The sequence below is a fragment of the Acinetobacter sp. NIPH 817 genome (assembly GCF_000368405.1).
Classification (GTDB): Bacteria; Pseudomonadota; Gammaproteobacteria; order Pseudomonadales; family Moraxellaceae; genus Acinetobacter.
The window spans coordinates 198,254-222,071 of record NZ_KB849420.1 but is presented as its reverse complement, the minus strand read 5'-3'; the positions used below and the strand labels follow the sequence as shown (position 1 = coordinate 222,071).

19 protein-coding genes are annotated in these 23,818 nt (G+C 37.8%); 13 read left to right on the top strand and 6 right to left on the bottom strand.

The annotated features are described in order from the left end of the window. Positions 1 to 79: 79 nt before the first annotated feature. Positions 80 to 544 (top strand): hypothetical protein, encoded by a 465-nt coding sequence (locus F968_RS04650; protein ID WP_004790794.1) that lies wholly within the window; start codon positions 80 to 82, stop codon positions 542 to 544. Between the two features lie 100 nt (positions 545 to 644). Here F968_RS04650 and icd read toward each other — a convergent pair whose 3' ends face one another. Then, positions 645 to 1,901 carry an NADP-dependent isocitrate dehydrogenase gene (icd, locus tag F968_RS04645; protein WP_004790792.1) on the bottom strand — a complete coding sequence of 419 codons (1,257 nt, stop codon included), beginning with the start codon at positions 1,899 to 1,901 and terminating at the stop codon, positions 645 to 647. Positions 1,902 to 2,097: 196 nt separating this feature from the next. Here icd and F968_RS04640 point away from each other — a divergent pair, with 196 nt between their 5' ends. After that, entirely contained in the window at positions 2,098 to 2,886 is a 789-nt protein-coding gene (locus F968_RS04640; RefSeq protein ID WP_004790791.1) for an rRNA large subunit pseudouridine synthase E, read from the top strand. 114 nt (positions 2,887 to 3,000) lie between these two features. Here F968_RS04640 and F968_RS04635 read toward each other — a convergent pair whose 3' ends face one another. Together F968_RS04635 and F968_RS04630 are read right to left on the bottom strand one after the other, a co-directional pair. After that, the gene (locus F968_RS04635; RefSeq protein WP_004790788.1) at positions 3,001 to 5,238 is read right to left on the bottom strand and encodes an NADP-dependent isocitrate dehydrogenase; all 2,238 of its coding nucleotides are present in this window, start codon (positions 5,236 to 5,238) and stop codon (positions 3,001 to 3,003) included. Positions 5,239 to 5,636: 398 nt separating this feature from the next. Next, positions 5,637 to 7,340, bottom strand: a complete 1,704-nt coding sequence (locus tag F968_RS04630) for a M61 family metallopeptidase (RefSeq protein ID WP_004790787.1) — start codon at positions 7,338 to 7,340, stop codon at positions 5,637 to 5,639. 171 nt (positions 7,341 to 7,511) lie between these two features. On the opposite strand from F968_RS04630, the gene F968_RS04625 reads away from it, so the two are divergent. From F968_RS04625 to F968_RS04585, 9 genes are all read left to right on the top strand, one after another. Then, positions 7,512 to 8,831, top strand: a complete 1,320-nt coding sequence (locus F968_RS04625) for a D-alanyl-D-alanine carboxypeptidase PBP6B (RefSeq protein WP_004790784.1) — start codon at positions 7,512 to 7,514, stop codon at positions 8,829 to 8,831. Between the two features lie 98 nt (positions 8,832 to 8,929). Next, positions 8,930 to 10,216: an NAD(P)/FAD-dependent oxidoreductase gene (locus F968_RS04620; RefSeq protein WP_004790783.1), complete on the top strand. Its 1,287-nt coding sequence runs from the start codon at positions 8,930 to 8,932 to the stop codon at positions 10,214 to 10,216. A 135-nt stretch (positions 10,217 to 10,351) separates the two neighbouring features. Then, a complete protein-coding gene (gene slyD / locus F968_RS04615; RefSeq protein WP_004790780.1) occupies positions 10,352 to 10,834 on the top strand; it encodes a peptidylprolyl isomerase in 483 nt (160 codons plus the stop codon). A gap of 118 nt (positions 10,835 to 10,952) precedes the next feature. Then, entirely contained in the window at positions 10,953 to 12,395 is a 1,443-nt protein-coding gene (locus F968_RS04610) for a cryptochrome/photolyase family protein (RefSeq protein WP_004790779.1), read from the top strand. 197 nt (positions 12,396 to 12,592) lie between these two features. Then, a complete protein-coding gene (locus F968_RS04605; RefSeq protein ID WP_004790776.1) occupies positions 12,593 to 13,336 on the top strand; it encodes a hypothetical protein in 744 nt (247 codons plus the stop codon). Further along, the gene (locus tag F968_RS04600; protein ID WP_004790775.1) at positions 13,336 to 14,232 is read left to right on the top strand and encodes a hypothetical protein; all 897 of its coding nucleotides are present in this window, start codon (positions 13,336 to 13,338) and stop codon (positions 14,230 to 14,232) included. The genes F968_RS04605 and F968_RS04600 overlap by 1 nt, the downstream gene beginning before the upstream one ends. Next, entirely contained in the window at positions 14,219 to 15,469 is a 1,251-nt protein-coding gene (locus F968_RS04595; RefSeq protein ID WP_004790774.1) for a glycosyltransferase family 2 protein, read from the top strand. Before F968_RS04600 ends, F968_RS04595 begins: the two co-directional genes overlap by 14 nt. After that, complete coding sequence (locus F968_RS04590) at positions 15,470 to 17,314, top strand: hypothetical protein (protein ID WP_004790773.1); 1,845 nt, start codon at positions 15,470 to 15,472, stop codon at positions 17,312 to 17,314. After that, positions 17,292 to 18,212 carry an alpha-amylase family protein gene (locus F968_RS04585; RefSeq protein WP_004790772.1) on the top strand — a complete coding sequence of 307 codons (921 nt, stop codon included), beginning with the start codon at positions 17,292 to 17,294 and terminating at the stop codon, positions 18,210 to 18,212. Before F968_RS04590 ends, F968_RS04585 begins: the two co-directional genes overlap by 23 nt. On the opposite strand, the gene wecB is transcribed toward F968_RS04585, so the two are convergent. Both wecB and F968_RS04575 read right to left on the bottom strand, forming a co-directional pair. Next, positions 18,197 to 19,339 (bottom strand): non-hydrolyzing UDP-N-acetylglucosamine 2-epimerase, encoded by a 1,143-nt coding sequence (gene wecB / locus F968_RS04580; protein WP_004790771.1) that lies wholly within the window; start codon positions 19,337 to 19,339, stop codon positions 18,197 to 18,199. The genes F968_RS04585 and wecB overlap by 16 nt on opposite strands. A gap of 1 nt (position 19,340) precedes the next feature. After that, positions 19,341 to 20,561, bottom strand: a complete 1,221-nt coding sequence (locus tag F968_RS04575; RefSeq protein WP_004790770.1) for a tetratricopeptide repeat protein — start codon at positions 20,559 to 20,561, stop codon at positions 19,341 to 19,343. 251 nt (positions 20,562 to 20,812) lie between these two features. On the opposite strand from F968_RS04575, the gene F968_RS04570 reads away from it, so the two are divergent. After that, positions 20,813 to 21,514, top strand: a complete 702-nt coding sequence (locus F968_RS04570; RefSeq protein WP_004790769.1) for a VIT1/CCC1 transporter family protein — start codon at positions 20,813 to 20,815, stop codon at positions 21,512 to 21,514. Positions 21,515 to 21,631: 117 nt separating this feature from the next. After that, positions 21,632 to 22,678, top strand: a complete 1,047-nt coding sequence (locus tag F968_RS04565) for an NAD(P)H-dependent flavin oxidoreductase (RefSeq protein ID WP_004790768.1) — start codon at positions 21,632 to 21,634, stop codon at positions 22,676 to 22,678. A gap of 37 nt (positions 22,679 to 22,715) precedes the next feature. Here F968_RS04565 and dusB read toward each other — a convergent pair whose 3' ends face one another. Next, positions 22,716 to 23,741, bottom strand: coding sequence for a tRNA dihydrouridine synthase DusB (gene dusB / locus F968_RS04560; protein WP_004790767.1), 1,026 nt, complete (start codon positions 23,739 to 23,741; stop codon positions 22,716 to 22,718). Positions 23,742 to 23,818 lie beyond the last annotated feature (77 nt).

Genomic DNA, 23,818 nt, shown 5'->3' with positions numbered 1-23,818 from the left:
GGGCCAGCCCTATGACCAAAATTTAAGTATTTGCTTTAAAGACCAATATGAAAATTTTGGTGAAGTTTCACGGAGACTTATGTCTTTATATAACTTGGAGAATCAAATTTATCTATTTAATAATACGAAAGAGAAGCATCCAATTTTCAAAAATCAAGGTGGAGAAGAAAACCATAAAGGAATTAAAAATTTAAAAACTTCCCCTTTATATGAATTATTAAATTTCATTGTACATTCTCAAATTGCCGCAATGATTTTTGAGTCGTATCTAACAGAGAAACAGGAAGAATTAGCTCAGTCTCATAAAGAAGGAGAACCGCAGGCATTATTGTCTTTTAAGACAGTTGATTTTACAGAATCTTATTTATCTGAAAATTTAATGAATCTCTTATCACGTGCAGAAATGTACCTAAGTTTAGCCTACCCAACTCAATACCCTGAACATGAAAGAAAAAATCCAGCTAACATAAAACTTAATGGATATTTCAAAACCTTAGAGCAACAAGTTAAAGCATACAGAGATAAGTTAGAATCTTTAGACTAAAAAAATCACGCTAAATAAGTATTACCGAATTATTCTTTAACGAATAGTTCAGAAATAAGTTGAAAGCCCTCAATCGAGGGCTTTCTTATGCAAAATTTATTTAATCTTCCATATGTTTGATAATCGCATCACCGAATTCAGAACAACGCAACAAGGTTGCACCCGGCATTAAACGCTCAAAATCATAAGTTACGGTTTTAGCTGCAATCGCTCCAGCAATTCCTTTAATGATCAGGTCTGCAGCTTCTGTCCAGCCCATATCACGTAGCATCATTTCTGCGGAAAGAATAATAGAACCAGGGTTTACTTTATCCTGACCCGCATATTTAGGCGCAGTACCATGAGTTGCTTCATAAACTGCAATTGCACCACCAATATTTGCACCTGGTGCAATACCAATGCCGCCTACCTCTGCGGCTAAAGCATCAGAAATATAATCACCATTTAAATTTAGGGTAGCAATAACCGAGTAATCTGCTGGACGCATGAGGATCTGTTGTAAAAAGGCATCTGCAATGACATCTTTAATAATGATGTCTTTACCAGTTCTAGGATTTTTAATTTTAACCCATGGACCACCATCAATTAATTCTCCACCGAAACGATCTAGAGCCAATTCATAGCCCCACTCTTTAAATGCTCCTTCGGTATATTTCATGATATTGCCCTTGTGGACAAGGGTTACAGAAGGCTTGTCATTTTCGATTGCGAACTGAATGGCTTTACGGACTAAACGCTGTGAACCTTCTTTCGATACAGGTTTAATTCCGATGCCACATCCTTCAGGAAAACGGATTTTTGTGACACCCATTTCTTCTTGAAGAAACCTAATCACTTTTTTAGCTTCTTCAGAATCAGCTTTCCATTCAATACCTGCATAGATATCTTCCGAGTTCTCACGGAAAATCACCATATCTGTTAATTCTGGGTGCTGAACAGGTGAAGGAACACCTTCAAACCAACGTACTGGACGTACGCAAACATATAAATCTAATTCTTGGCGTAAGGCAACATTGAGTGAACGAATGCCTCCACCCACTGGAGTCGTTAACGGGCCTTTGATTGATACAACGAATTCTCGAAGTGCTTCGAAAGTTTCTTCTGGCATGTAGTTGCCATAAATTTTATTGGCTTTTTCACCACAATACACTTCCATCCATTCGATTGAACGCTTGCCACCGTAAGCTTTTAAAATAGCAGCATCCACGACTGCTTTCATGGTTGGCGTAATATCTACACCAATACCATCACCTTCAATGAAAGGAATGATTGGATGATTTGGTACGTTCAGCGACAGGTCTGCATTTACTTTAATTTTGTCGCCGTCAGCAGGAACCACGATCTTCTGATAACCCATTGTGTAAATTCTCCCTTTTATAATACTTAATTAACTAAAAATAATTATCGATAAACAATACTTTCAACTTTTATTAACGCATAATAGCTTAATCGAATTTAATTCTTTTTGAGATTTATGTGGGAAATAAGCAAATTTCACACTTAAATATAGCTCAATGTTTTCTCTAGTTATTTGAAAGAAGAAGCCATTTTTTATGAAAATTGTCATTCTCAACAAGCCTTATGACGTTCTCTCCCAGTTTCGTAAAGACGAAGCGCATATGACCGTCTCGGACTTTGTTGATGACCCGACTTTGCGCTTGGCAGGCCGTCTTGATATGGACTCTGAGGGTTTAGTCTTTTTAACCGATCATGGTGGTCTTAACCAGTTCATTACCAATCCTGCAAATAAAAAATACAAAACGTATTTAGTTCAAGTTGATGGCGATGTAACTGAAGAAGCGCTTGAGCAGCTTCGTAAAGGTGTAGAACTTAATGATGGTATGACGCTTCCAGCGACTGCCATTAAAGTAAGTGAACCTGAGTGGCTATGGGAACGCAATCCACCTGTACGTTATCGTGCAAATATTCCAACATCTTGGGTCGAAATTTCAATTTGCGAAGGCCGTAACCGTCAAGTTCGTCGTATGACTTCTGCGGTAGGTTTTCCAACTTTACGTTTAATTCGTACTAAAATTGGTTCAATTGATTTAGTTCAACTCGGTTTAAGACCTGGTGATGTGAAAGAAATCGAACCTTTGCTTTATCCTGACTTTAAAGATGTTCCTGCGGAAGAGCCTTATCGTTCACGTTCATATGTGAAAAAACCAGGTGGTACTGGCGGCAAACCGATGGTTCGTAAAAACAAAGATGGTTCTGCGAAAAAGTCTGGTACAAAACGTATTTGGCAAATGGATGAAAGTGAAAAACCACGTCGTAAGACTAATGGTACAACTCGTCCAAATACAAAAGCACCACGTGGTCGCGGACGTAATAGTCGTTAATATCTAAATTTTCAAAGCTCACTTCGGTGGGCTTTTTTAATGCCATTTATTTTTAAAATAAAAAAGCCGGTGTTTATACACCGGCTTTTGAGCTATTCACTAACGAGTTAGTAATTAAGCACCAACAGTTGCAAGAGCTGCATTAAATGTAGCACTTGGACGCATTACAGCATCTACTTTTGCTTTATCAATTGCATAGTAACCACCGATGTCAGCTGGCTTACCTTGTACTTGAGCGAGTTCAGCAACAATCTTCGGTTCTTCTTCAGCTAAAGTTTTTGCAAGTGAAGCAAATTTAGCTTTTAACTCAGCATCTTCGTTCTGTGCAGCAAGTGCTTCTGCCCAGTAAAGTGACAAGTAGAAATGGCTACCACGGTTGTCAATCTCACCTGTACGGCGTGATGGAGACTTACCATTATCAAGTAACTTGTCAGTCGCTTCATCAAGAGTCTTCGCAAGTAACTTAGCACGAGCATTATTTTCTTTAATGCCCATTTCTTCTAAAGAAGCTGCTAGAGCAAGGAACTCACCAAGCGAATCCCAACGTAAGTGGTTTTCTTCAACAAGCTGTTGTACGTGTTTTGGCGCTGAACCACCCGCACCAGTCTCGTACATACCACCACCCGCCATAAGCGGAACGATAGATAACATTTTCGCAGAAGTACCAAGTTCCATAATTGGGAACAAGTCAGTTAAGTAGTCACGTAAGATGTTACCAGTCACAGAAATAGTGTCTAGGCCACGTACTACACGCTCAAGTGTGTAACGCATTGCACGAACTTGAGACATAATCTGGATATCAAGACCAGTCGTGTCATGATCTTTTAAATACGTTTGTACTTTCTTGATCAATTCATTTTCGTGTGGACGGTACGGGTCAAGCCAGAAGATTGCAGGCATGCCTGAGTTACGTGCACGAGTTACTGCAAGTTTTACCCAGTCACGAATCGGAGCATCTTTAACCTGACACATACGCCAGATATCGCCTTCTTCAACATTTTGAGTCAATAACACTTCACCAGTGTCAAGATCGGTAATATTTGCAATACCAGCTTCTGAAATTTCAAAAGTCTTGTCGTGAGAACCGTATTCTTCAGCTTTTTGAGCCATCAAGCCAACGTTCGGTACAGTACCCATAGTCTTCGGATCGAAGTTACCATGCCACTTACAGAAGTTGATCATTTCTTGGTAAATACGGGCAAATGTTGATTCTGGCATAACAGCTTTAGCATCATATTGCTTACCATCAGCACCCCACATTTTACCACCGGCACGAATCATTGCTGGCATAGAAGCATCAACGATAATGTCGTTTGGTGAGTGGAAGTTTGTGATGCCTTTTGCCGAGTCAACCATTGCAAGTGCAGGACGGTGTTCTTGACAAGCATGTAAGTCTTCAATGATTTCTTCACGTAATGAAGTAGGAAGAGTTTCGATTTTTTCGTATAACCCAGCCATACCGTTATTAACGTTAATGCCTAATTCGTCAAATAACTTACCGTGTTTTTCGAAAGCTTCTTTGTAGTAGATTTTCACACAGTGACCGAAAACGATCGGGTGTGAAACTTTCATCATTGTCGCTTTAACGTGTAAAGAGAATAAAATTCCTGCTTCTTTACAATCATCAAGTTCTTTTTCATAGAAATCACAAAGTGCTTTCTTGCTCATGAACATTGAATCAATGATTTCGCCGTCTTGTAACGCAACTTTCGGCTTAAGAACAATGCTCTTACCACTGTTCGTGATAAGTTCCATTTTCACATTACGTGCGCGATCAAGTGTCATTGATTTTTCACCATGGTAGAAGTCACCTTCTTCCATATGTGAAACGTGAGTTTGTGACCACTGTTTCCACTCGCTCATTGAATGAGGGTGTTTTTTCGCATAGTTTTTAACTGCTGCTGGAGCACGGCGGTCAGAGTTACCTTCACGAAGGACAGGGTTTACTGCTGAGCCAAGGCACTTACCATAACGAGCTTTGATTGATTTTTCTTCTTCAGTTGCAGGATTTTCCGGATAATCAGGAATTGCATAACCTTTTGATTGAAGCTCTTTGATACATGCAGTTAATTGCGCAACAGACGCACTAATGTTCGGGAGTTTGATAATGTTAGTATCTGGATCTTGTGTAAGACGACCAAGCTCTGCAAGGTTGTCGGATACCTTTTGCTCTTCACTTAGGTAATCAGCGAATTCTGCGAGCACACGTGCAGCTACAGAGATGTCACTTTTAATAATCTCGATGCCAGCTGGCTTAGTAAAGGTCTCAATGATCGGCAGTAGCGAATAGGTCGCCAATAGTGGCGCCTCGTCAGTCAGTGTGTAAATAATAGTTGACTTTTCACCAGCCATATATAGCCCCTTCCGTTTGATTGAGTGTTGAGGACCGAGCTTTTGGCCCAGTGCCTACGAACCGATATGCTTAAATAAAACCCTGAGAGTATCGGCTCTCATTGCCTTCCAGTCAACGAAATATCCAGTGATAACGACATTTCGCAGCGAAATAATACATAATTCAAATATATAGATAATTTTCTGATATCTAAGTCATTGTAATACGCACATTCAGATCACTTTTCAGGCATTAAACATCATTAAATTACATGAGATATCTTTCAGTGTTCTGACAATTATTATACTTTTCATTCAAAATAAACTCAAAGGCAAAACGGATTTCGCCATCTGGAAGTACTTAAAAGTAAAAACCGATGCGCAAAACATCGGTTTTTTATAAACTATTTAGCTTTAATCTAAGCTTTTAACCATTTTTCAGTTTTAGCTTGATCTTCAACGATGAGCTCAACTTCGGTTAAATCAGATGTAGCGCAATCGACTTCAAAAGAGATTAACTCATCACGACGGAAAGCAAAGACAGTATAAGTTCCCCCCTGCTTTGCATACTTCTCGACAAGCTTAGTGGATGCTTTTAAACCATCAATTGCAATAATCACATCATTGGCAGAAATACCTGCTTTCGCTGCTGCACTATCACGGCGGGCACTTTGCACAAGCACACCTTCTGGCTTATCGACAAGTTTTAAGCCTAATGGCAAAGATTTGTCGGTTTTAACTCTATAGCTTAAGCCAAACTCTGGAAACAATTGATCAAGCGGTAATTCATCAGTCGTGTTAATCAGATGATTAATTTGTTCAATCCAATTATCACCCGTCAGTTCTTTACATAAATCAAAAATGGTTCTTTCGTTTACTTGCATACCATTTTGAGTATTTTCATATAATCGACGCATTAAAGCATCCAGACTAGAACCACGTAGACGTAAACCTAAATCAAGGCACAACGCAACTAAAGCCCCCTTATTGTAGTAACTCGTACCCGCGTTATTTGAGTTTTCATCTTGACGATAAAATTTAATCCAAGCATCAAAACTTGATTCAGCCACTGTTTGAACAAAACGGCCTGGGTTTTGTAAATAGCGATCAATTTGTGCTTTGAGTAAATCAAGATAAGACTTCTGAGAAATTACGCCACTACGCAGTAAAATCAGGTCGTCATAATATGAAGTAAAGCCTTCAAATATCCAAAGTAAAGAGGTGTAGCCTTCTTGATGCAAATTATAATTTGCAAAGTTTTCTGGGCGAATGAACTTTACTAACCATGAATGAAAATATTCGTGACTACATAAGCCTAAAAAGCGTTGATAATCTTTAGAAGGTTCAGCTGGTTCATTTGATTTTGGCAAATCGTCACGCGGTGTAATCAGACTTGTGCTATTACAATGTTCTAATCCACCATAACTATTCCCTGTTGCCATCGTCATAAAAGTATAGTTTTTAAATGGCGCTGAACCGAACATATTTATTTCGGCTGCACAAATCTTTTCAATGTCAGCTTTTAAGCGATCAACATTGGCATTATGTGGGCCAGAAATTACAAACTCATGTTCAATATCATGTGTTTCAAAACTAAAACGTGTTTGATCAGCCAATTCAAACGGGCTGTCAATCAATTGATCATAATGATCGGCTTTTAAAGTAAAGCGACCTTTGACTAGACTTTTTGAAGCCAAACCTGTTGCTAGCTGAAAATGTTTTAATTCATCTGGCAAGAAAACTTCGACTTCACAAGCAGACTGTTCTTGGCCTTCTAAAACTAAACATACGCATGCTGGATTAATATATAAGCGGGTCTGATCGACATATGCACCACGTACCGACAAATCATATGCATATACATCATATTCAATCGTCATTAACTCATGATCGGTATTAAATAAACGCCAACGATTCTTGCTCGTTTTTTTAATATCCAGCAGACGTCCAGCTTCATCATAAGCTTTAACGGCTTCAATATGTTTTGAGAACTCTCGAATTAGATAACTACCCGGAATCCACGTTGGCAGCCAAAGTTCCTGATTCGGATTGGCTAAAAAACGAATTGTCACGTGAACAAGGTGTTGTTTGTAATCATCGAACTCAATTTGATAATGCAACATAAATTCTTCAATTTAAAAATAAGAACGGCTTCGCATTAGATTATCACTTTTTTGTATCGTCTTGCGTACATGTATTTTTTGGCAACAATTTCCACTAGCCTTCCATTAAAAAAAGGCATAGCATGCTGTGCATCTGTGTCCCGTATTTGCCAGTAAAAGTTAAGGTCATCCGTGAAATTTTTTCTATCTCTTTTTACCCTCTTCAGTCTTTTCTGCACCACCCTAACCAATGCTGCGCTACTCAATATTGCACCTGAAAGTGTTGAAGCCGCCGCATGGACTATTGTAGATACTCAATCGGGTCAAATCATTGCCGAGCATAATAGCCACGTGCAACGCGCGCCAGCATCTTTAACCAAAATGATGGTTGCCTATATTGCTTTAAAAGAGATTAAAGCCGGAAAGCTGAAAAAAGAAGAAATCATTACTGCAACACCAGTGGTTGGTGTCGTGCAGTGGGATGAATCACAAATGTATCTTAAAGCTGGTGAACAAATTTCTGTTGATCAGTTATTGGCAGGTCTAATTGTTATGTCTGCGAATGATGCAGCCGTGACCTTAGCTGAAAAAATTTCTGGTGATGTTCCCCATTTCGTACAACGTATGAATCAGGAAGCTCAGGCTTTGGGTATGAAAGATACCCATTTTAGTAACCCTCCTGGAATTACAATGCCTGATCATTACACTACGGCACATGATTTAAGCTTATTAGGTCAGGCCGTAATTAAAGAAACGCCTGAATATTTGCATTATTCAAAAATGCCAAGCTTTAGCTACAATCAACGTTTTCACCATGCGACTAACCTTGCTTTGAAATATGACCCATCTGTTGATGGTCTAAAAACTGGCTACACTAAAGCAGCGGGTTATAATTTGGCATTAACTGCTTCACGTCCTTCATTTTCATCAGACTTAGCTCAAAGACGTTTACTGGTTATTGTTTTAGGTACACCGAGTGCGGTAAAACGTGCTGAGATTGCAGATAAACTAATGAATCTTGCTTATACCTATACACGTGATGAAGTCATTATTCCTGAGCAAAAATTAATCGCCGAGCTACCTGTTGTAAAGTCGACTTTAAAAATGTTCAAGGTAGCAACAAAGCAACCTACGATTGTAACGACTTCTTTATATGCTGACCCAGCACCAATTGACTTAAATAATTTTGATAATATTACTCAGCGCGTTCAAGTAATTGATAGCAACCTTCAGCCAAAGGTTATTGCTCCGCTCGAAACGACTCAAACACGTGTAAACATTGAACTCAATGAAAAACAATTAACTGCACCGTTAATGAAAGTCATGAGTTTGGCAACAGTATCGATTTATCAAAATAATCAACTGATCCGCAGTCTTCAAATCGAAGATAATGTACATATTGAAGAAGCCAATATTTTCCAAAAAATCGCAATGTGGTTTTCTAGCCTTTTCTCTATTTTTTCATCAAGTGAACATAGTGCTGCAAAACTCTACCCTGTAGATTCGCACTAAAAACATCAAATTGTGCACAGACGCACAATAAATTTTATAAATAAAAGATGGCATAATTTAGCCATCTTTTTTTATAGAAAAATAATTAGGTGAAAAAAATGGCCCAAAATTTACATCATATTGTAATTGTTGGTGGTGGTGCTGGTGGCTTAGAACTAGCAACACAACTCGGTGAAACTTTTGGGAAAAACCATAAAGCAAAGATTACATTGGTTGACCAAAACCTCACTCATATTTGGAAACCCCTGCTTCACGAAATTGCTGCTGGATCTTTAAATCCACACGAAGAACAAACTAACTATTTCGCACACTCAGAAAAACATCATTATGAATTTGTGCTAGGAACATTAATTGGAGTCAATAAAGATAAAAAATTAATTGAACTAATGCCCCCTCAAGTATCTAAGGATCAACAGAATCATCCGCAAGAGCTCAGTTATGACACCCTTATTTTAGCGCTTGGTTCAGTATCTAATGACTTTAATACCATGGGTGTGCGTGAAAACTGTCATTTCCTCGACAGCAGAAAGCAAGCCGATGTTTTCCAGCAAGATTTATTACATCTTTATATTGAAGCTCAAAATCAACCCAATCAGCGAACTTTAAATATTGGAATCGTCGGTGCGGGGGCAACAGGTGTAGAACTTGCAGCTGAGTTAATTGAAACAACCAAAAATTTTTATCGATATGGTTTAAAGAAAATTCACCCCAACCAAGTCAAAATTACACTCATTGAAGCCTCTGAACGCATTTTACCTGCTCTGACAGATAAAACTGCTGAACACAGTGCAGAGCAACTCAGAAAAATGGGCGTTGAAATTTTGACTCAACACCGCGTTGAAAAAATTGATAAGCATTGCATCTACTTTAGTAATGGCAACCAACTCAAAAGTGATATTACCGTTTGGGCAGCAGGCGTAAAAGCACCTAAGGTATTAGAAAGTTTTACAGACTTTAAACGCGATAACATTAACCGTTTAATGGTCTATGCAACGTTGCAAACCTATTCTGATCCAAATGTATTTGCGTTTGGTGATTGTGCTCATTGCCAGCTTGATGCAAGACATCCTCCACTTGCTCCGCGTGCTCAAGTTGCGAGCCAACAAGCAAGCTTTTTAGTCGATGCTATCGCTGCCCGCTTAAACAATCGTTCACAACCTATGTTCACGTTTAACGACAAAGGTTCCCTCGTGTCTTTAAGTCGTAATAAAGCCGTTGGAGAATTACTTGGCGATGTAAGTGTGCAAGGTTATATTGCAAAAACCATGTACGTATCTTTGTATCGTTTACATCAAGCAACGATTCATGGATACACTCAAGCTGGACTACTCACAATGAAAGATTTACTTACAAGACGTGTACGTCCAAAAATTAAGCTGTATTAAGTTGAATTTTTTAAGTTCGTCCCTATTTATATAAAAACGCATTAGAAAAAGTGCCAAAGATTAAGATTTTGTAGTCTACAAAATTTATTTTTCACTTTATGATGTACGCTTTAATTGATTGAATGGATCAAAAACATGACTGCTATTGCAAATAACCACGTGGTTTCATTCCACTACAAATTAACAAACGCTGAGGGTGAAACACTTGATCAATCTCAAGGCGAACCACTTGCCTATTTGCACGGTGCAGGCAATATCATTCCTGGTCTTGAAAATGCATTAGAAGGTAAAATTGTTGGTGACAAATTTACTGTTAATGTACCAGCAGCTGAAGGTTATGGCGAATACAACCCAGACCTAGTACAAGAAGTTCCAGCTCAAATGTTCCAAGGTGTTGAAAACATTCAACCTGGTATGCAATTCCAAGCTCAAACAGATGACGGCGTTCAGATCGTAACTGTTAAAGCTGTTGAAGGCGACAACGTTGTTGTAGATGCTAACTTCCCACTTGCTGGTCAAGATTTAACTTTTGAAGTTGAAATCGTAGAAATCCGTGAAGCTTCTGAAGAAGAATTAGATCACGGTCACGTACACGGTGCAGGTGGTCACCACCACTAATTCATCTTTAGATGAAGATAAGAGCAAAGCTTCGGCTTTGCTTTTTTTATGTATTTATTTTTATATAATATCTTGATAATAAACCTCTAACTCACTCAACTTTATAAGGGTATCTTTCATGTCAAACGTAAATCAGCTGATTTGGTTTCGTCAGGATTTGAGAGTTCGAGATCATGCTGCTTTATGGCATGCTTGCCAGCAAGGACCTTCGATTGGGTTAGTTATTTTGTCGCCTAAACAATGGCAAATACATCACGATGCACCTATAAAAATTAATTTCTATTTACGTCAGCTTCAACAACTTAAAAAAGAATTAGAACAGCTTAATATTCCACTTATCATTCAAGTCATTCCCTACTGGAAAGATATTGCAGATTATATTTGCGAACTCACACAACAACTTCATATCGAAAATGTTTACTCAAATATAGAAGTAGGCGTGAATGAGTTGAAAAGAGATAAAACCGTACAACAAGCTTTAAACCAGCATAGTAAAGAACTCTTTTTGTTCCATGACCGTACGATTTTTCCTTTACGTTCTATTCGCAACCAGTCACAGCAACCATATCAAGTTTTCGGCGCATTCAAAAAAGCATGTTATTCAAAACTAGATATCAGCGGTTTGCCTCAGTGCTATCCAATTCCTGAAAAGCAAAAAGCAAAACCAGAGCCCGATTCAAATATAAAAATTTTAAGTCTCGAAGATGTAGAAAAATTTTTTGACTCATCTATTTCTAAAGACCAACAAAACTTGTGGCCGACTGGAGAAGATTTTGCTCTGGAGCAGCTCGACGTATTTATTGAAGATCATTTATCTAATTATAAATTAGAACGTGACTTTCCAAATATAAAAGGAACTAGCCAACTTTCCCCCTATTTAAACCTTGGAATTTTATCTATCCGCCAGTGCCTGCAAGCTCTTTTCAGGGCTGAACATGGCAACTTCCATCTGACAAACGAAGGTCAGCAGACTTGGTTAGATGAACTGCTTTGGAGAGAATTTTATCAGCATATTTTATTTGATTTTCCACATGTTTCTAAACACATTCCGTTTAAAAAAGATACTCAGAAAATTAAGTGGAATCATAATCCAGAGCACCTAACCGCATGGCAAACCGGCCAAACAGGTATACCGATTATTGATGCAGGCATGCGTCAGCTCCAAAAAACAGGATGGATGCATAATCGGGTCCGCATGATTACCGCTATGTTTTTATGTAAAAACCTACTCATCGATTGGCGAATAGGTGAACAATGGTTTATGGAACACTTAATCGATGGTGATTTAGCAGCAAATAATGGTGGTTGGCAATGGTGTGCATCAACTGGAACTGATGCTGTACCCTATTTCCGAATTTTTAATCCTATTGCTCAATCTAAGAAATTTGATCCAAACGGAGACTATATTCGTCAATGGGTGGATGAGTTAGCCCATCTAGACAATAAAGTGATTCATGAACCCTACTCAAGTAAAACTCCGCTTCAGTTGAGTTATCCAAAGCCAATTGTTGATTTGAAAGAAACTCGTATGAAAGCAATTGAAACTTTCAAGAGCATTTAGATAAGAATTACGTCTTATCTGTTTATTTTTTATTAAAAAAATACGAGAAATTTGACTATATTGTGACTTTACTCTAAAAATAATACTAAAGGGATTTATAAAAGGACAAACACAACAATAAATTAAATTTAAAAATCATCACAGTTCATTATAAAAGTATAAAAATTAACATTACAAAAAAGGTAGCCAGAGCTCGCATGCAACAAAAGAACCCAGGAAGAACACTCGTCTTATGGATTATCGCAGCTCATCTATTTATGGGGATGGTGGCATATGAGTGGCTGCCTGTAAGCTTTAGAGGAAGCTGGATTTTTATTCTTATTCTTTTAATTTCTGGTGCTTTTTTAGAAGTCGGTGCATCTTTAATTGTAGGTTTAATCGCTTTCGTAGGTGTTGCAGTATATTTTCTGCTTGATCTAGGCGCGCAAACACATATTGAACGTCAACTCCTTTTACTTTTTATTATCCCTCTCATTCCTCTTTTTCTGAGTGCTGTACGCCACAATATTGAAATTAACGTCCAAAAATATCGTGATATACAAAGTTATGATCGAAATTATCGCCGTGATATTTTCCCGCTTAGCGCACTTAAGTATTTTCAGCGTAGTTTCTTTAAACTTCTTGATCACCACCACATACAAGATTATGAAGTCTTTGAAATCAGGATTCTCAACCGAAGCTTAATTAAAGAAATGTTAGGTGATGATGTATGGAAAACCACTCAAAATGAAATGATTAAAATTTTGAGCCAGCATCATCCGCAAGAAATTGTTTTCCAGTTCGCTGATGATGATCTAGAAACGATATACAGTATTGTTATTCGTAAACAAAAAACAGAAGAAGAACCTGAATTTATTAAAAAGTTAAAAGAAATTATGACTTTGCGGCTTGAAGTCGAATATAAAGTTATCCAGATTCCACCTGAAGAGGAGGTTACTTAATGTCTAATCTTCTTAATATTTGTGGAATTATTATAGCCTCTAGTCAATATCCAGATGGCACTTTGCAACAGTTCTATCGTCAATATTATCATTGCGAGATTAAATCTGAACAAACAAAAACTGAAGTTCAGAGTATGGATGATCTTTCCATGTTTTTCCCATCACAGGACACATGGTGGCCTATTTTTACAATTGATCAAATCAGTTCCGATAGCTTTCAAGGGCTTATTCATAAAGGAATAAAGCCAGGCATCATATTACCAGATGAGGTTTTTAGCTTTTCTCACTACTTCTTATTAAAAGAGGCAGTGAGCCAAGGTGCTATTCCGATTGTACTTTTTAAATCTGAACAACCTCAATATTTTGCGGCCAAAGCTACATTTTCAACTGCAATTGGCTTGCGGCCTATGGCTGCTTTTGTTTCAACAGGTTGGGATGAAAATTTAATTTCCCAGACCGCTGGCAGCTATATTGTTAAGTTTAATCCAAAGGAACTTCCGCTCCCCTCTAGAGAGATTAAACAAAAGCAGCACTTATTTTATTCAGCCAAAAATTTTAATGGTCATGTTTCTGGTTATGAAATTATTATTAATCCTCCTGCTGATCTACCGACCACAAATATTCGATATCCCCAACTCGGAATATCTTGGAAATTCAATAATATTAATTACGTGAGTACGCCTGAACATGTAAAAACCAGTTTTATCGGCTACATTTTTATTGGCTTAAGCACAGTGGTCGTTCCTCTAGATCTTATTTTAACAAGCACCTACCCAGATCTTCTTGGTACATTTGGTAGCTATATTTCATGGATTTCCTTAGTCATTGGATTGATTTTATTACTATTACTTATCTCTTCTATTATCAGGAGGGTTAAATCAAATGGCTCCCATTGATATTCTCTTCTTATTTGGTTTTTTGGGTATCTGGATTCCTCAAGCATTTTGGGCATGGCTAAGTTATCAAGCTTGGAAATATTCAAAAACGGCGGAAAAAGAATTACAGAACCTCCCTATTCCAGAAAGATGGCCTGTATTGAGTGTATTAATTCCTGCCTATAATGAAGGCGTGGTAATTGAGGATACTTTGCATGCAATCGCCCAACAGGACTATCCGGCGGAATCTTACGAAGTATTACTCATAAATGACGGTTCTAAAGATAACACACTCGAAATCGCCGAAAATTTAGCACAAATTTATCCATGCATAAAAATCGTTAATGTTCCTAAAGGTATGGGGGGCAAAGGCAAATCTAGAACGCTTAATAATGGTCTTCCCCATGCCAAAGGTGAACTGATTGTTGTCTATGATGCGGACAGTACGCCTGAGCCTGATTGTGTCCGTCTCTTAGCTCAAACGCTAATTGCTGATAAAAAATTAGTGGCTGTAAATGGCAAAGTCAGAACCCGTAATTGGCAAGACAGTATTTTGACCCGATTTATCGCGATCGAATTTATTTTTTTCCAATGGATTTTCCAAGGCGGACGTTGGCAACGTTTTGAGCTATCAACATTAATGGGTACCAACTATGTCATTTGGCGTGATGCTTTAGAAACCTTGGGTGGTTTTGATGAAAAGTCATTGGTCGATGACACTGAAATGAGCTTCCGGATTTTTATCGGTCAAAAACGAATTAAATGGGTTCCCTATGCAATTGGTTGGCAACAAGACCCACCATCTTTAAGTGTGTTTGTTAAACAGCGCTCACGTTGGACTCAAGGTAATTTTTATGTGACTCGTAAATATTTACCAGTAGCGTTAAGAACCCCATTTCCTATTGGAATTGAAATTCTTAACAATATTATGTGCTACATACTTTTCGTACCCGCTTTATTCTGGAGTCATATTACCTTGACGCTTGGGTTACTAGGTATTGCAGGCATTTCAGTTCCAGGTCCATTTACGACGTTGTGGGGACTCTCATTTTGCCTATATGTTGCACAAATGTGGTTTACCCTTTCCCTCGAAAAAGTTAAACCGGAACTCTACTTTTATTCAGTTTTATCTTACGTAAGTTACTCACAAATATTTCTATTTATTGTATTTAAAGCTGCATATGACATGCTTAAAAATAAAATACAGGGTAATTCCCTTCAATGGTACAAAACGGAACGTAGCAAGGAGAAAAAATAAATGAAAAAGACTTTTGATCTTTATAAAACAGCTCAAGTGCTCCTTGCCAGCACCAGTCTTATGCTCGCCATTTCTGCTCATGCGTATACATGGAAACTCGACGATATTAGTACCTCAACCAAATATACAGTCGAGCCACATTTTTTCTATATTGGAAAAGGTGCCCAGTGGCAAAACATTCAATTTTCAAGTGATTATTCCACTGAAAGTGATACAACCTTATTAGTTAAATATGATGACAAACTCATTTATAACACTACCCTGAATGGGGACGGTCAATTCAAATTTGATATTCCTCCAAGTCAAAGTGGCTTCCACCGTTTAGATTTTATTATTCAGCAATATTCTAAGCCTACCAATCTTAATCAAACAAAAGAAACCTTCTGTTCAGAAGATATTGATCATTTAACTTACTTCAGTAATTCTCAAATCGACTTTACTTCAATCAGAAATAATTATCAGCTTAACTACTTACCTGATGCATTATTTAACCCACAAACAAGACGACCTACCCCCTTTGTTGGCATCTTAAAATATAATCGCAAAGAAATTATAGAAGCTTCTATGCTCGCTAGATTAGCAAGTTCATGGAATTCAATCACGCCGATAGAATGGGTTGATTCAGGACAAACTAATTTAAATGATGAAACAAATTTTATTATTGAAGTGATTCACTCAGCTACGCCCCTCAAAGGAGGTGCTTTAGTACAAATTGCAAAACCAGCAGATGGAGTAGCCACTCTTTCAATTACTTATCATACCCCACAAGAACTCTCTGCTGCTGTAAATGGCTTAATTAATCCCTCTTATGTACAGCAGCTTGATACGGGGAGTGCAATTTTTCCCACAACGATCTCCAATCCCGCTTGGGCACAATTTAAAAAAATTAATACACTTGCCGATTTAGGCATTGAAGACTTCAGATTAAACCACGCTGAAAAGAACTTATTCCTTGATTTCCCAGCAGTATGGCAACCAACCGATATCTTGCAAGGACAAATTGCACTTCGCATTCAAAGTGGTTTATTGCAAGGTTCAAATATTACGGCTTGGATTGATGGCGGACTTGCAGGCAGCATGAAAACAGCTGACCTTGCTTCCGATCCCGTAAACCGACAATTCAACATTTTTGCAAAAGCTATTTCGAATACTACCAATTTTAATTTAAAGCTTGAAAACTCGGTGATTGCTAACTCTCAGTGTTTACCCAATGCCCATGGCTCACTCTGGATTGATACAGCCAAATCTACCCTCAAACTGCCACATAAACTCAAAAATGGCGTAGCTGCAATTTCAATGACTTTAGCAACAACCCCAACCATTGCAATTGATGATCAATCGGGTGCTCTAAATATCGCGATTGTATTAGGCCAAACTGCGAAAAAAATGCTTTTAACACAAGGACCAATGCCACTTAACCTAGTCCGGTATTCACCAAGTGCACCACAATCAGTAAATGTTCGTGTGAATAAAGATATTTATCAGCAACAGGTATTAATGCATCAAGATATTATTTATGCGCCTGCTGCTGTTAATGGTTTTATTGTGAGTTATAACAATAATCGCTTTGACGTGATTACCGACTCAGAAGGTGGTGCACAAAGCTTTATGCATCTTTGGGAAAAAATCCAACATAAAATTCCAAATAACGTGACAAAAATGTTAGTTTCAGAAAATGGAAATATTTATGTTTTACAAAAACTTATTGTCGGAAATCAAAAAGCGCCTTTAGTTCAACAATCTTCTTTCTTCTTATTAGTTGTGATTATCTCTGCAATCATGATAATAATTATCTTCTTGTGGTACTGGTTAAGACGAAATAATGAAAAAACAGATACCAATTAAAATAGCTGCTTTTATTATTTTAATTATTTGTAGTGTTATAGCTTATGCGGGGTTGTTTAAACATCAAGGACAAGCCCCGCATATTGAAGGAATTTTCTGGCAGCCCGACAATAACACTACTCCACCAGAGGGAAACTGGCACTATTTGGGTGTTGACACATTTGTTCCCCAATGGTCTGTTGTTGAGTCTAAATCATGGTGGAAAGAATCAAATTTTCCTCAATGGGAAAAAGCAATTAATTTAGAAAAAATTAAACAAGAGCCTTGGGCTAAAAATCTAATATTGGGTTTAGCCGGCGAATATAATGAACCTAAAGCTCGGGCAAATGTTACTGAGTTAGGGAAAAAATCTGCCCAAATTATAAAAGAGCAAAAAACTGCACCTAAAGGTTATTATTTTCCGGTAGAAGCAGATCCGACTTGGTTAAGAGTAAGTGCTTTAGGTCAGGTTTTAAGTAAACTTCCAGTACCAGTTTGGGTCAGTATTTATAGTGGTGAACGCGAACCCGAACATTATGATTTATGGGTTAAAAGCTGGTTACCAGAAAATAACGGCGTTTTCTTCCAAGACGGCGTTGGCGTAGGTGTACGGTCTCCTCAGCAAGCCAAACATATTTTAGATCAACTTGAACAAAAGCTTGGAAAAGATAAAGTAATTATAGTACTAGAAGCCTTTAGAGTTAAAAAAAATGGGCAATTTAGAGCTGCATACCCTTGGGAAATTATTTCTCAGCTAAAAGCATATGAAGGAAAAACTGTCTATATTTTTGATGGTCCTCATTACATGAACCGCTGGTGCGTCAATATTGTGAGCTTGTGGTATCGCCTCACTTATGGTGGTGTTAATAAAACCATAAGTGAGAAGAAATTCTTAACTCATAATTATGCCAATTCATAAGATTTAGCAATTTGATCAAGAATACGTTGAGCGGCTTGCCCGTCACCAAATGGGTTTTCTACGTGCGCCATTTTTTCATAGTGCTGTTGGTCAGTAAGTAGCTTTTCAGCTTCTTCAATAATTTTTTGTTGGTTTGTACCCACTAAAACACCTGCCCCAACTTCAACAACTTCAGGCCGCTCTGTAGTATCTCGTAAGATTAAAACTGGCTTATTAAATGATGGACTCTCTTCTTGTAAGCCACCTGAGTCCGTCAAAATAAAAGTAGATCGGTCTATGACTGCCAATAAACTAGGATAGTCTAATGGTTTAACAAGATGGATCTGCGAATGATTTTTAAACTTATCATGAACCACATCATGTACGGCTGGGTTTAAATGGACTGGCCAAATAAAATGTAAATCAGGATGGTCTTTGGCTAAATGCTCAACCGCATTGCAAATATTTTGAATTCCACCACCAAAGTTTTCACGACGATGCGCAGTAATAAGCACAACTTTATCATCTTGCTTTAATTGAATTCCATAAGGTTCAAGCTGGTTCTTCAAATCAGATTTTTCAGAAATTAATTTACGTCCTAAATACACCGCATCAACAACGGTATTACCTGTAACCGTAATGAGTTCTAGTGGAATTTGTTCATTGAGTAAATTTCTTTTTGATTGTTCTGTTGGGGCAAAATGCCATTTGGTAATACGTGACACTAACTGACGATTTCCCTCTTCTGGAAAAGGATGATCCAAATCATAAGAACGTAAACCAGCTTCGACATGTGCAACAGGAACTTTCATTGAAAACGCGACTAAACCAGCTGCTAAAACAGTTGTTGTATCTCCCTGAATAACAATTGCATCTCTTTTTTGCCCATCCGTGTATACATTCTCGATTTGGCTCAAACCGTGTATTAGTAGCTGATTTAAACTTTGTCCAGCATTCATAATTTTAAGACGGTGGTCAATTTCAACCCCAAAGAAATCTATTGCATCTCTTACCAATTCATCGTGTTGTCCAGTAAAAATTACCTCAACTTGAAAACGAGGATCTAGCTTTGCCAATAAAATAACAGGGGCAAGTTTGATTAATTCAGGACGAGTTCCAAATACAATAGATATAAATATTTTCTTCATTTTAGAAATCCTTATAAAAGACGAGTTCTACTCGAGTATTGTTGTAGTGATCTTTCGTATTTACTGGTACATCTTTAAAGTAATTGCCATATAGTCGTTCAACACGTAGTTTTATCGGCTGATAATTAAAAGGCTGCCATGAAATGCCAGGGCCATATTCAAATAAATTATTGTAATATTCATCTTTACTGTCAGCTAAGCCATGCAATTTCATATAAGCCTGAACAGTTCCATTCTCGCCTTTATAGACATTCAAACCCGTACGTAAGCGTAAATCGCCAATAACGTTATAATCTTCTCTAGAATAAGTTGCTGCATTACCATATAAATCAGTGAAGTAATCATTAAAGCAAAGTGAATGATTACAACTATTTTGAGAATACCATTCTTGATACCCTGTCACCCCACCGACAACACTTTCACGAAATTTATCTCTATTTCGATCAATCAGATCGTAACTTCCGCCTACTTCTAAATACATGCGCACAGGTATAGATGTCCAAGGTTGGTAATTAGCGCCAACACCTAGAGTTACTGCATTTTCATCAATAATTTCAGGTCGTACCCCGCCCTGAGATTGGGTATCACGGTTTAGGTTTAAAAAGCCATACACCTGTGCTCGACCATTATCAAGATTCTTACCATAACGGGCTTTCAGAGGAAAAATCACATCGTCATAACGTGACTCATATGAAGGCGCAAAATAAACATCTCGGAAATAAGTTTTGACTTCCCCTCCACTTAAATTCTTTACAGCCTGTGTCGCTTTATTGGCAATATCCTCATCTTTAGATTGCGTAAGCTCCTTAAAAACCACCAAAGCTTCTTTATTATTTTTTTGAGAATTAAGTAGATAGGCTTCTTGGAGTTTTAAATTATCGTCTGCTGGGTCTAATGCCTCTGCTTTTCTTAAACTTTGCAAAGCGGCTTCTTGCTTGCCTATTCTGATCTGCAAATAAGTTAAACTTTTCCATACTTTAATATCTTGAGGTGTCATTTCGCCGAGTTCTAATAATAACTTCTCGGCATTTTCCGGTTGAGTCTTCTCAATTTTATAAAATTGGTCCCATTTATCATAAATCGGATTACCTGGTTTATATTCAGGATTTATTTGATCTTGTGCAAAAGCCGAGCTTATGTTTAGCATGCTTACACAAGAAATCACTGCTCCCATAATTAATATTGAATGAGTTATAGAATTTATTGTTTTGCTATTCTTCATTTTCACCTCTACAGTAAATTAGACTTATTAGGGAGGGCAAGTTCTTTGAATGACCAATAATATTATAATTAAAAAGAATAATTTACATCGTTAAATTAGGTTAAGCATTTTTAGAAATAATTATTTAGTCTCCATTTTTATTATTGATCTATTCTTTAGCATCCCTAAATTCCCTATAATGATGACATATTTTTTGATCAATAAATTGTAAAATTTCATAGCATCTATAAAACATTTATAAGGCAAAACACATGGCTTTTCCACATCATACAGAGCATCATGCAATTCACCGTTCAGGTTGGTTAAGAGCCTCAGTATTAGGAGCCAACGATGGGATTATTTCCGTCACTAGCTTAATTATGGGTATGGCAGCAAGTGGAGCTAATTCACACACCCTATTAATTACATGTATTGCCGGACTAATTTCTGGTGCTACATCAATGGCTGCTGGAGAATATATCTCTGTAAAATCTCAAGAAGATATTGAAAAAGCAGATCTAGCGATTGAAGCAAAAGAACTCTCGAAGCACCCTCAAAAAGAATTAGATGAGCTCACCCAAATTTATATTTCTAGAGGCCTGTCTAAAGAATTGGCTCAAGAGGTTGCTTTGCAGTTAACAACCCATGATGCATTAGGGGCCCATGCTCGAGATGAAATCGGTATCCATGAAAATACCGCAGCTAATCCTGTACAAGCCGCATTATCATCTGCTGCATCATTTTCTTTTGGGGCTTTTTTCCCTATGCTCGCTATATTACTGAGCCCGAATCAATGGATTATGCGTGCAGTCCTAGCTACAGGAATTCTTTCATTAGCCATTTTAGGGGCGCTATCAAGTCATTTTGCAGGTACTTCTAAGCTGAAAGGAAGTTTACGCATTACCTTGTGGGGAATTTTAGCGATGGCTTTTTCAAGCTGGATCGGATCTTTGTTTCATGTTACTCCACTTTAAAAAACCAGAACTTTTAAATATTTAAGAAATAAATATTTAAAAACTAAATGCCCAATATTATTTGCTCTTGGTTCTGATTTCACGTTATGGTGAAGAGAAAGAAATGAGGTGAATAAAATGACCCTGTTACAACAACTTGAAATTAAACATCCTATTTTTCTTGCCCCTATGGCAGGTGTGTCTACCCCTGAACTTGCTGCTGAAGTTTCTAATCAAGGGGGACTTGGGTCATTAGGGCTGGGAGCAAATACCGCGCAAAGTGCTCGAGAACAGATTTTAAAAACTCAAACACTTACAGAAAAACCATTTCAGGTTAATTTTTTCTGCCATCAACCCGAACAACTTAATCCTCAAACCTCAGCACAATGGATTGAATATTTACGGCCACAGTTTGAAAAGTTCGGAGAACAGCCTCCTCAAAACTTAAACTGTATTTATCCAAGTTTTCTTGATAACGATGATTTTCTAAATGTCGTATTAGATACGAAACCAAAAGCTGTCAGTTTTCATTTTGGTATTCCCCATCCCCATCAAATTCAGGCATTAAAAGATGCCGGAATTGTCACTATGGTTTCTGCTACCAATTTAGTTGAAGCACAAGCCATTGAAGCGGCTGGTATTGATATTATTATTGCTCAAGGGATTGAAGCAGGCGGACACCGTGGAATCTTTAATAAGACTTTTGATGCAGCAATTAAAACGAGTGATTTAGTACATCTTATTGTCAAACATTGCAAACGACCTGTGGTAGCCGCTGGTGGTATTATGAACGGCGCACAAGCACGACATATGTTGAGTTTAGGAGCTACAGCTGTTCAACTCGGAACTGCTTTCGTTCAATGTTTATCTTCAAATGCATCTGTCGAATATCGTAAAGCTTTATTTAATGAGTCTGTGACGCAAATTAGTGCCAGTCTTTCTGGACGTCCGGCCCGTGGATTACTCAACCATTGGCACACACAAATTGATTTACCTAATCGCCCTCCTCAACCCGAATATCCATATACCTATGATTTGGCCAAGCAACTCAATGCAATTGCAAGCAAAAATAAAGACTATGGCTTCGGTGCTTTTTGGGCGGGTAGTAATGTCTCACAAATACGTGAATTAGCTGCTGCCGATTTAGTTAATCAGTTAGTGGTAGAAATGCTAGAAGATGAGTAAATTAAAAAAAGCCAGTAAACATATACTGGCTTTTTCTTTAATGTGTTTCTAATAAGTTAACTTGCTCAACTTGCACATCACTCATCAAATTGCCTTCAGCTAATAGCTGATTAAAATAGTTTTCGACCACTAATGCTTGTTCAGCAGTACTTTCAACTTTATACATATTTTGGCGGAATTCGTTACTTGAGCGTAATCCTTTTGTGTACCAAGCAATGTGTTTACGTGCAATACGACATCCAGAATATTCACCATAAAATTGATAAAGTTCTGATAAATGTCCAAGTAACACATGCTTTACCTCTTCAATATTAGGTGCGGCTAAGTGCTCTCCAGTTTTTAAATAATGAGCAATTTCACGGAAAATCCATGGTCGACCTTGAGCAGCACGACCAATCATGATTGCGTCAGCACCTGTATAATCGAGTACATATTTTGCCTTTTCAGGACTATCAATATCACCATTCGCAATAAGTGGAATATTGATTAACTCTTTGACATGTTTGATCAAATCATAACGTGCTGTATTTAAATACATGTCTTCACGGGTGCGACCATGTAAGGCCAGTGCAGCAATCCCCGCTTCTTCTGCCCTTTTTGCTACTCTTAAAATATTTTCCTGACCATTTAAAAAGCCCAAACGGGTTTTCAAAGTCACAGGAATATCAACAGCAGCAACCACTGCATCAAGAATTCGAGCCACTAAGTCTTCATCTTGTAATAATGCTGAACCAGCAAGTTTATTACATACTTTTTTGGCTGGACATCCCATATTGATATCAACAATTTGTGCGCCATTTGCCACTTGATAACGTGCAGCTTCTGCTAATTGCTCAGGATCAGAACCTGCAATTTGAGCAGAAATTGGAGCGAGTTCGCCGTCAAAATTTGCACGGTAGAGGCTCTTTTTGCTCATCCGCAAAGTCTTATCGGCAGTCATCATTTCACTGACTGCATGGCCTGCGCCAAAATACTTGCAGAGCGTTCTAAATGGACGGTCAGTAACCCCCGCCATAGGAGCAACAATTAAATTATTTGACAGTTGATAGGGACCAATATACATATATATTCATACAATTGATGATCAACATAGTATACTTCATCCGCTTAATCGGCTCATCTTTTTATGCAGGTGCTTTC

Bases quoted from the DNA above. Each gene is read 5' to 3' on its own strand.
- F968_RS04650 (WP_004790794.1), top strand. From the start codon at position 80: ATGTCTTTATATAACTTGGAGAATCAAATTTATCTATTTAATAATACG.
- icd (WP_004790792.1), bottom strand. From the start codon at position 1,901: ATGGGTTATCAGAAGATCGTGGTTCCTGCTGACGGCGACAAAATTAAA.
- F968_RS04640 (WP_004790791.1), top strand. From the start codon at position 2,098: ATGAAAATTGTCATTCTCAACAAGCCTTATGACGTTCTCTCCCAGTTT.
- F968_RS04635 (WP_004790788.1), bottom strand. From the start codon at position 5,238: ATGGCTGGTGAAAAGTCAACTATTATTTACACACTGACTGACGAGGCG.
- F968_RS04630 (WP_004790787.1), bottom strand. From the start codon at position 7,340: ATGTTGCATTATCAAATTGAGTTCGATGATTACAAACAACACCTTGTT.
- F968_RS04620 (WP_004790783.1), top strand. From the start codon at position 8,930: ATGGCCCAAAATTTACATCATATTGTAATTGTTGGTGGTGGTGCTGGT.
- slyD (WP_004790780.1), top strand. From the start codon at position 10,352: ATGACTGCTATTGCAAATAACCACGTGGTTTCATTCCACTACAAATTA.
- F968_RS04610 (WP_004790779.1), top strand. From the start codon at position 10,953: ATGTCAAACGTAAATCAGCTGATTTGGTTTCGTCAGGATTTGAGAGTT.
- F968_RS04605 (WP_004790776.1), top strand. From the start codon at position 12,593: ATGCAACAAAAGAACCCAGGAAGAACACTCGTCTTATGGATTATCGCA.
- F968_RS04600 (WP_004790775.1), top strand. From the start codon at position 13,336: ATGTCTAATCTTCTTAATATTTGTGGAATTATTATAGCCTCTAGTCAA.
- F968_RS04595 (WP_004790774.1), top strand. From the start codon at position 14,219: ATGGCTCCCATTGATATTCTCTTCTTATTTGGTTTTTTGGGTATCTGG.
- F968_RS04590 (WP_004790773.1), top strand. From the start codon at position 15,470: ATGAAAAAGACTTTTGATCTTTATAAAACAGCTCAAGTGCTCCTTGCC.
- F968_RS04585 (WP_004790772.1), top strand. From the start codon at position 17,292: ATGAAAAAACAGATACCAATTAAAATAGCTGCTTTTATTATTTTAATT.
- wecB (WP_004790771.1), bottom strand. From the start codon at position 19,339: ATGAAGAAAATATTTATATCTATTGTATTTGGAACTCGTCCTGAATTA.
- F968_RS04575 (WP_004790770.1), bottom strand. From the start codon at position 20,561: ATGAAGAATAGCAAAACAATAAATTCTATAACTCATTCAATATTAATT.
- F968_RS04570 (WP_004790769.1), top strand. From the start codon at position 20,813: ATGGCTTTTCCACATCATACAGAGCATCATGCAATTCACCGTTCAGGT.
- F968_RS04565 (WP_004790768.1), top strand. From the start codon at position 21,632: ATGACCCTGTTACAACAACTTGAAATTAAACATCCTATTTTTCTTGCC.
- dusB (WP_004790767.1), bottom strand. From the start codon at position 23,741: ATGTATATTGGTCCCTATCAACTGTCAAATAATTTAATTGTTGCTCCT.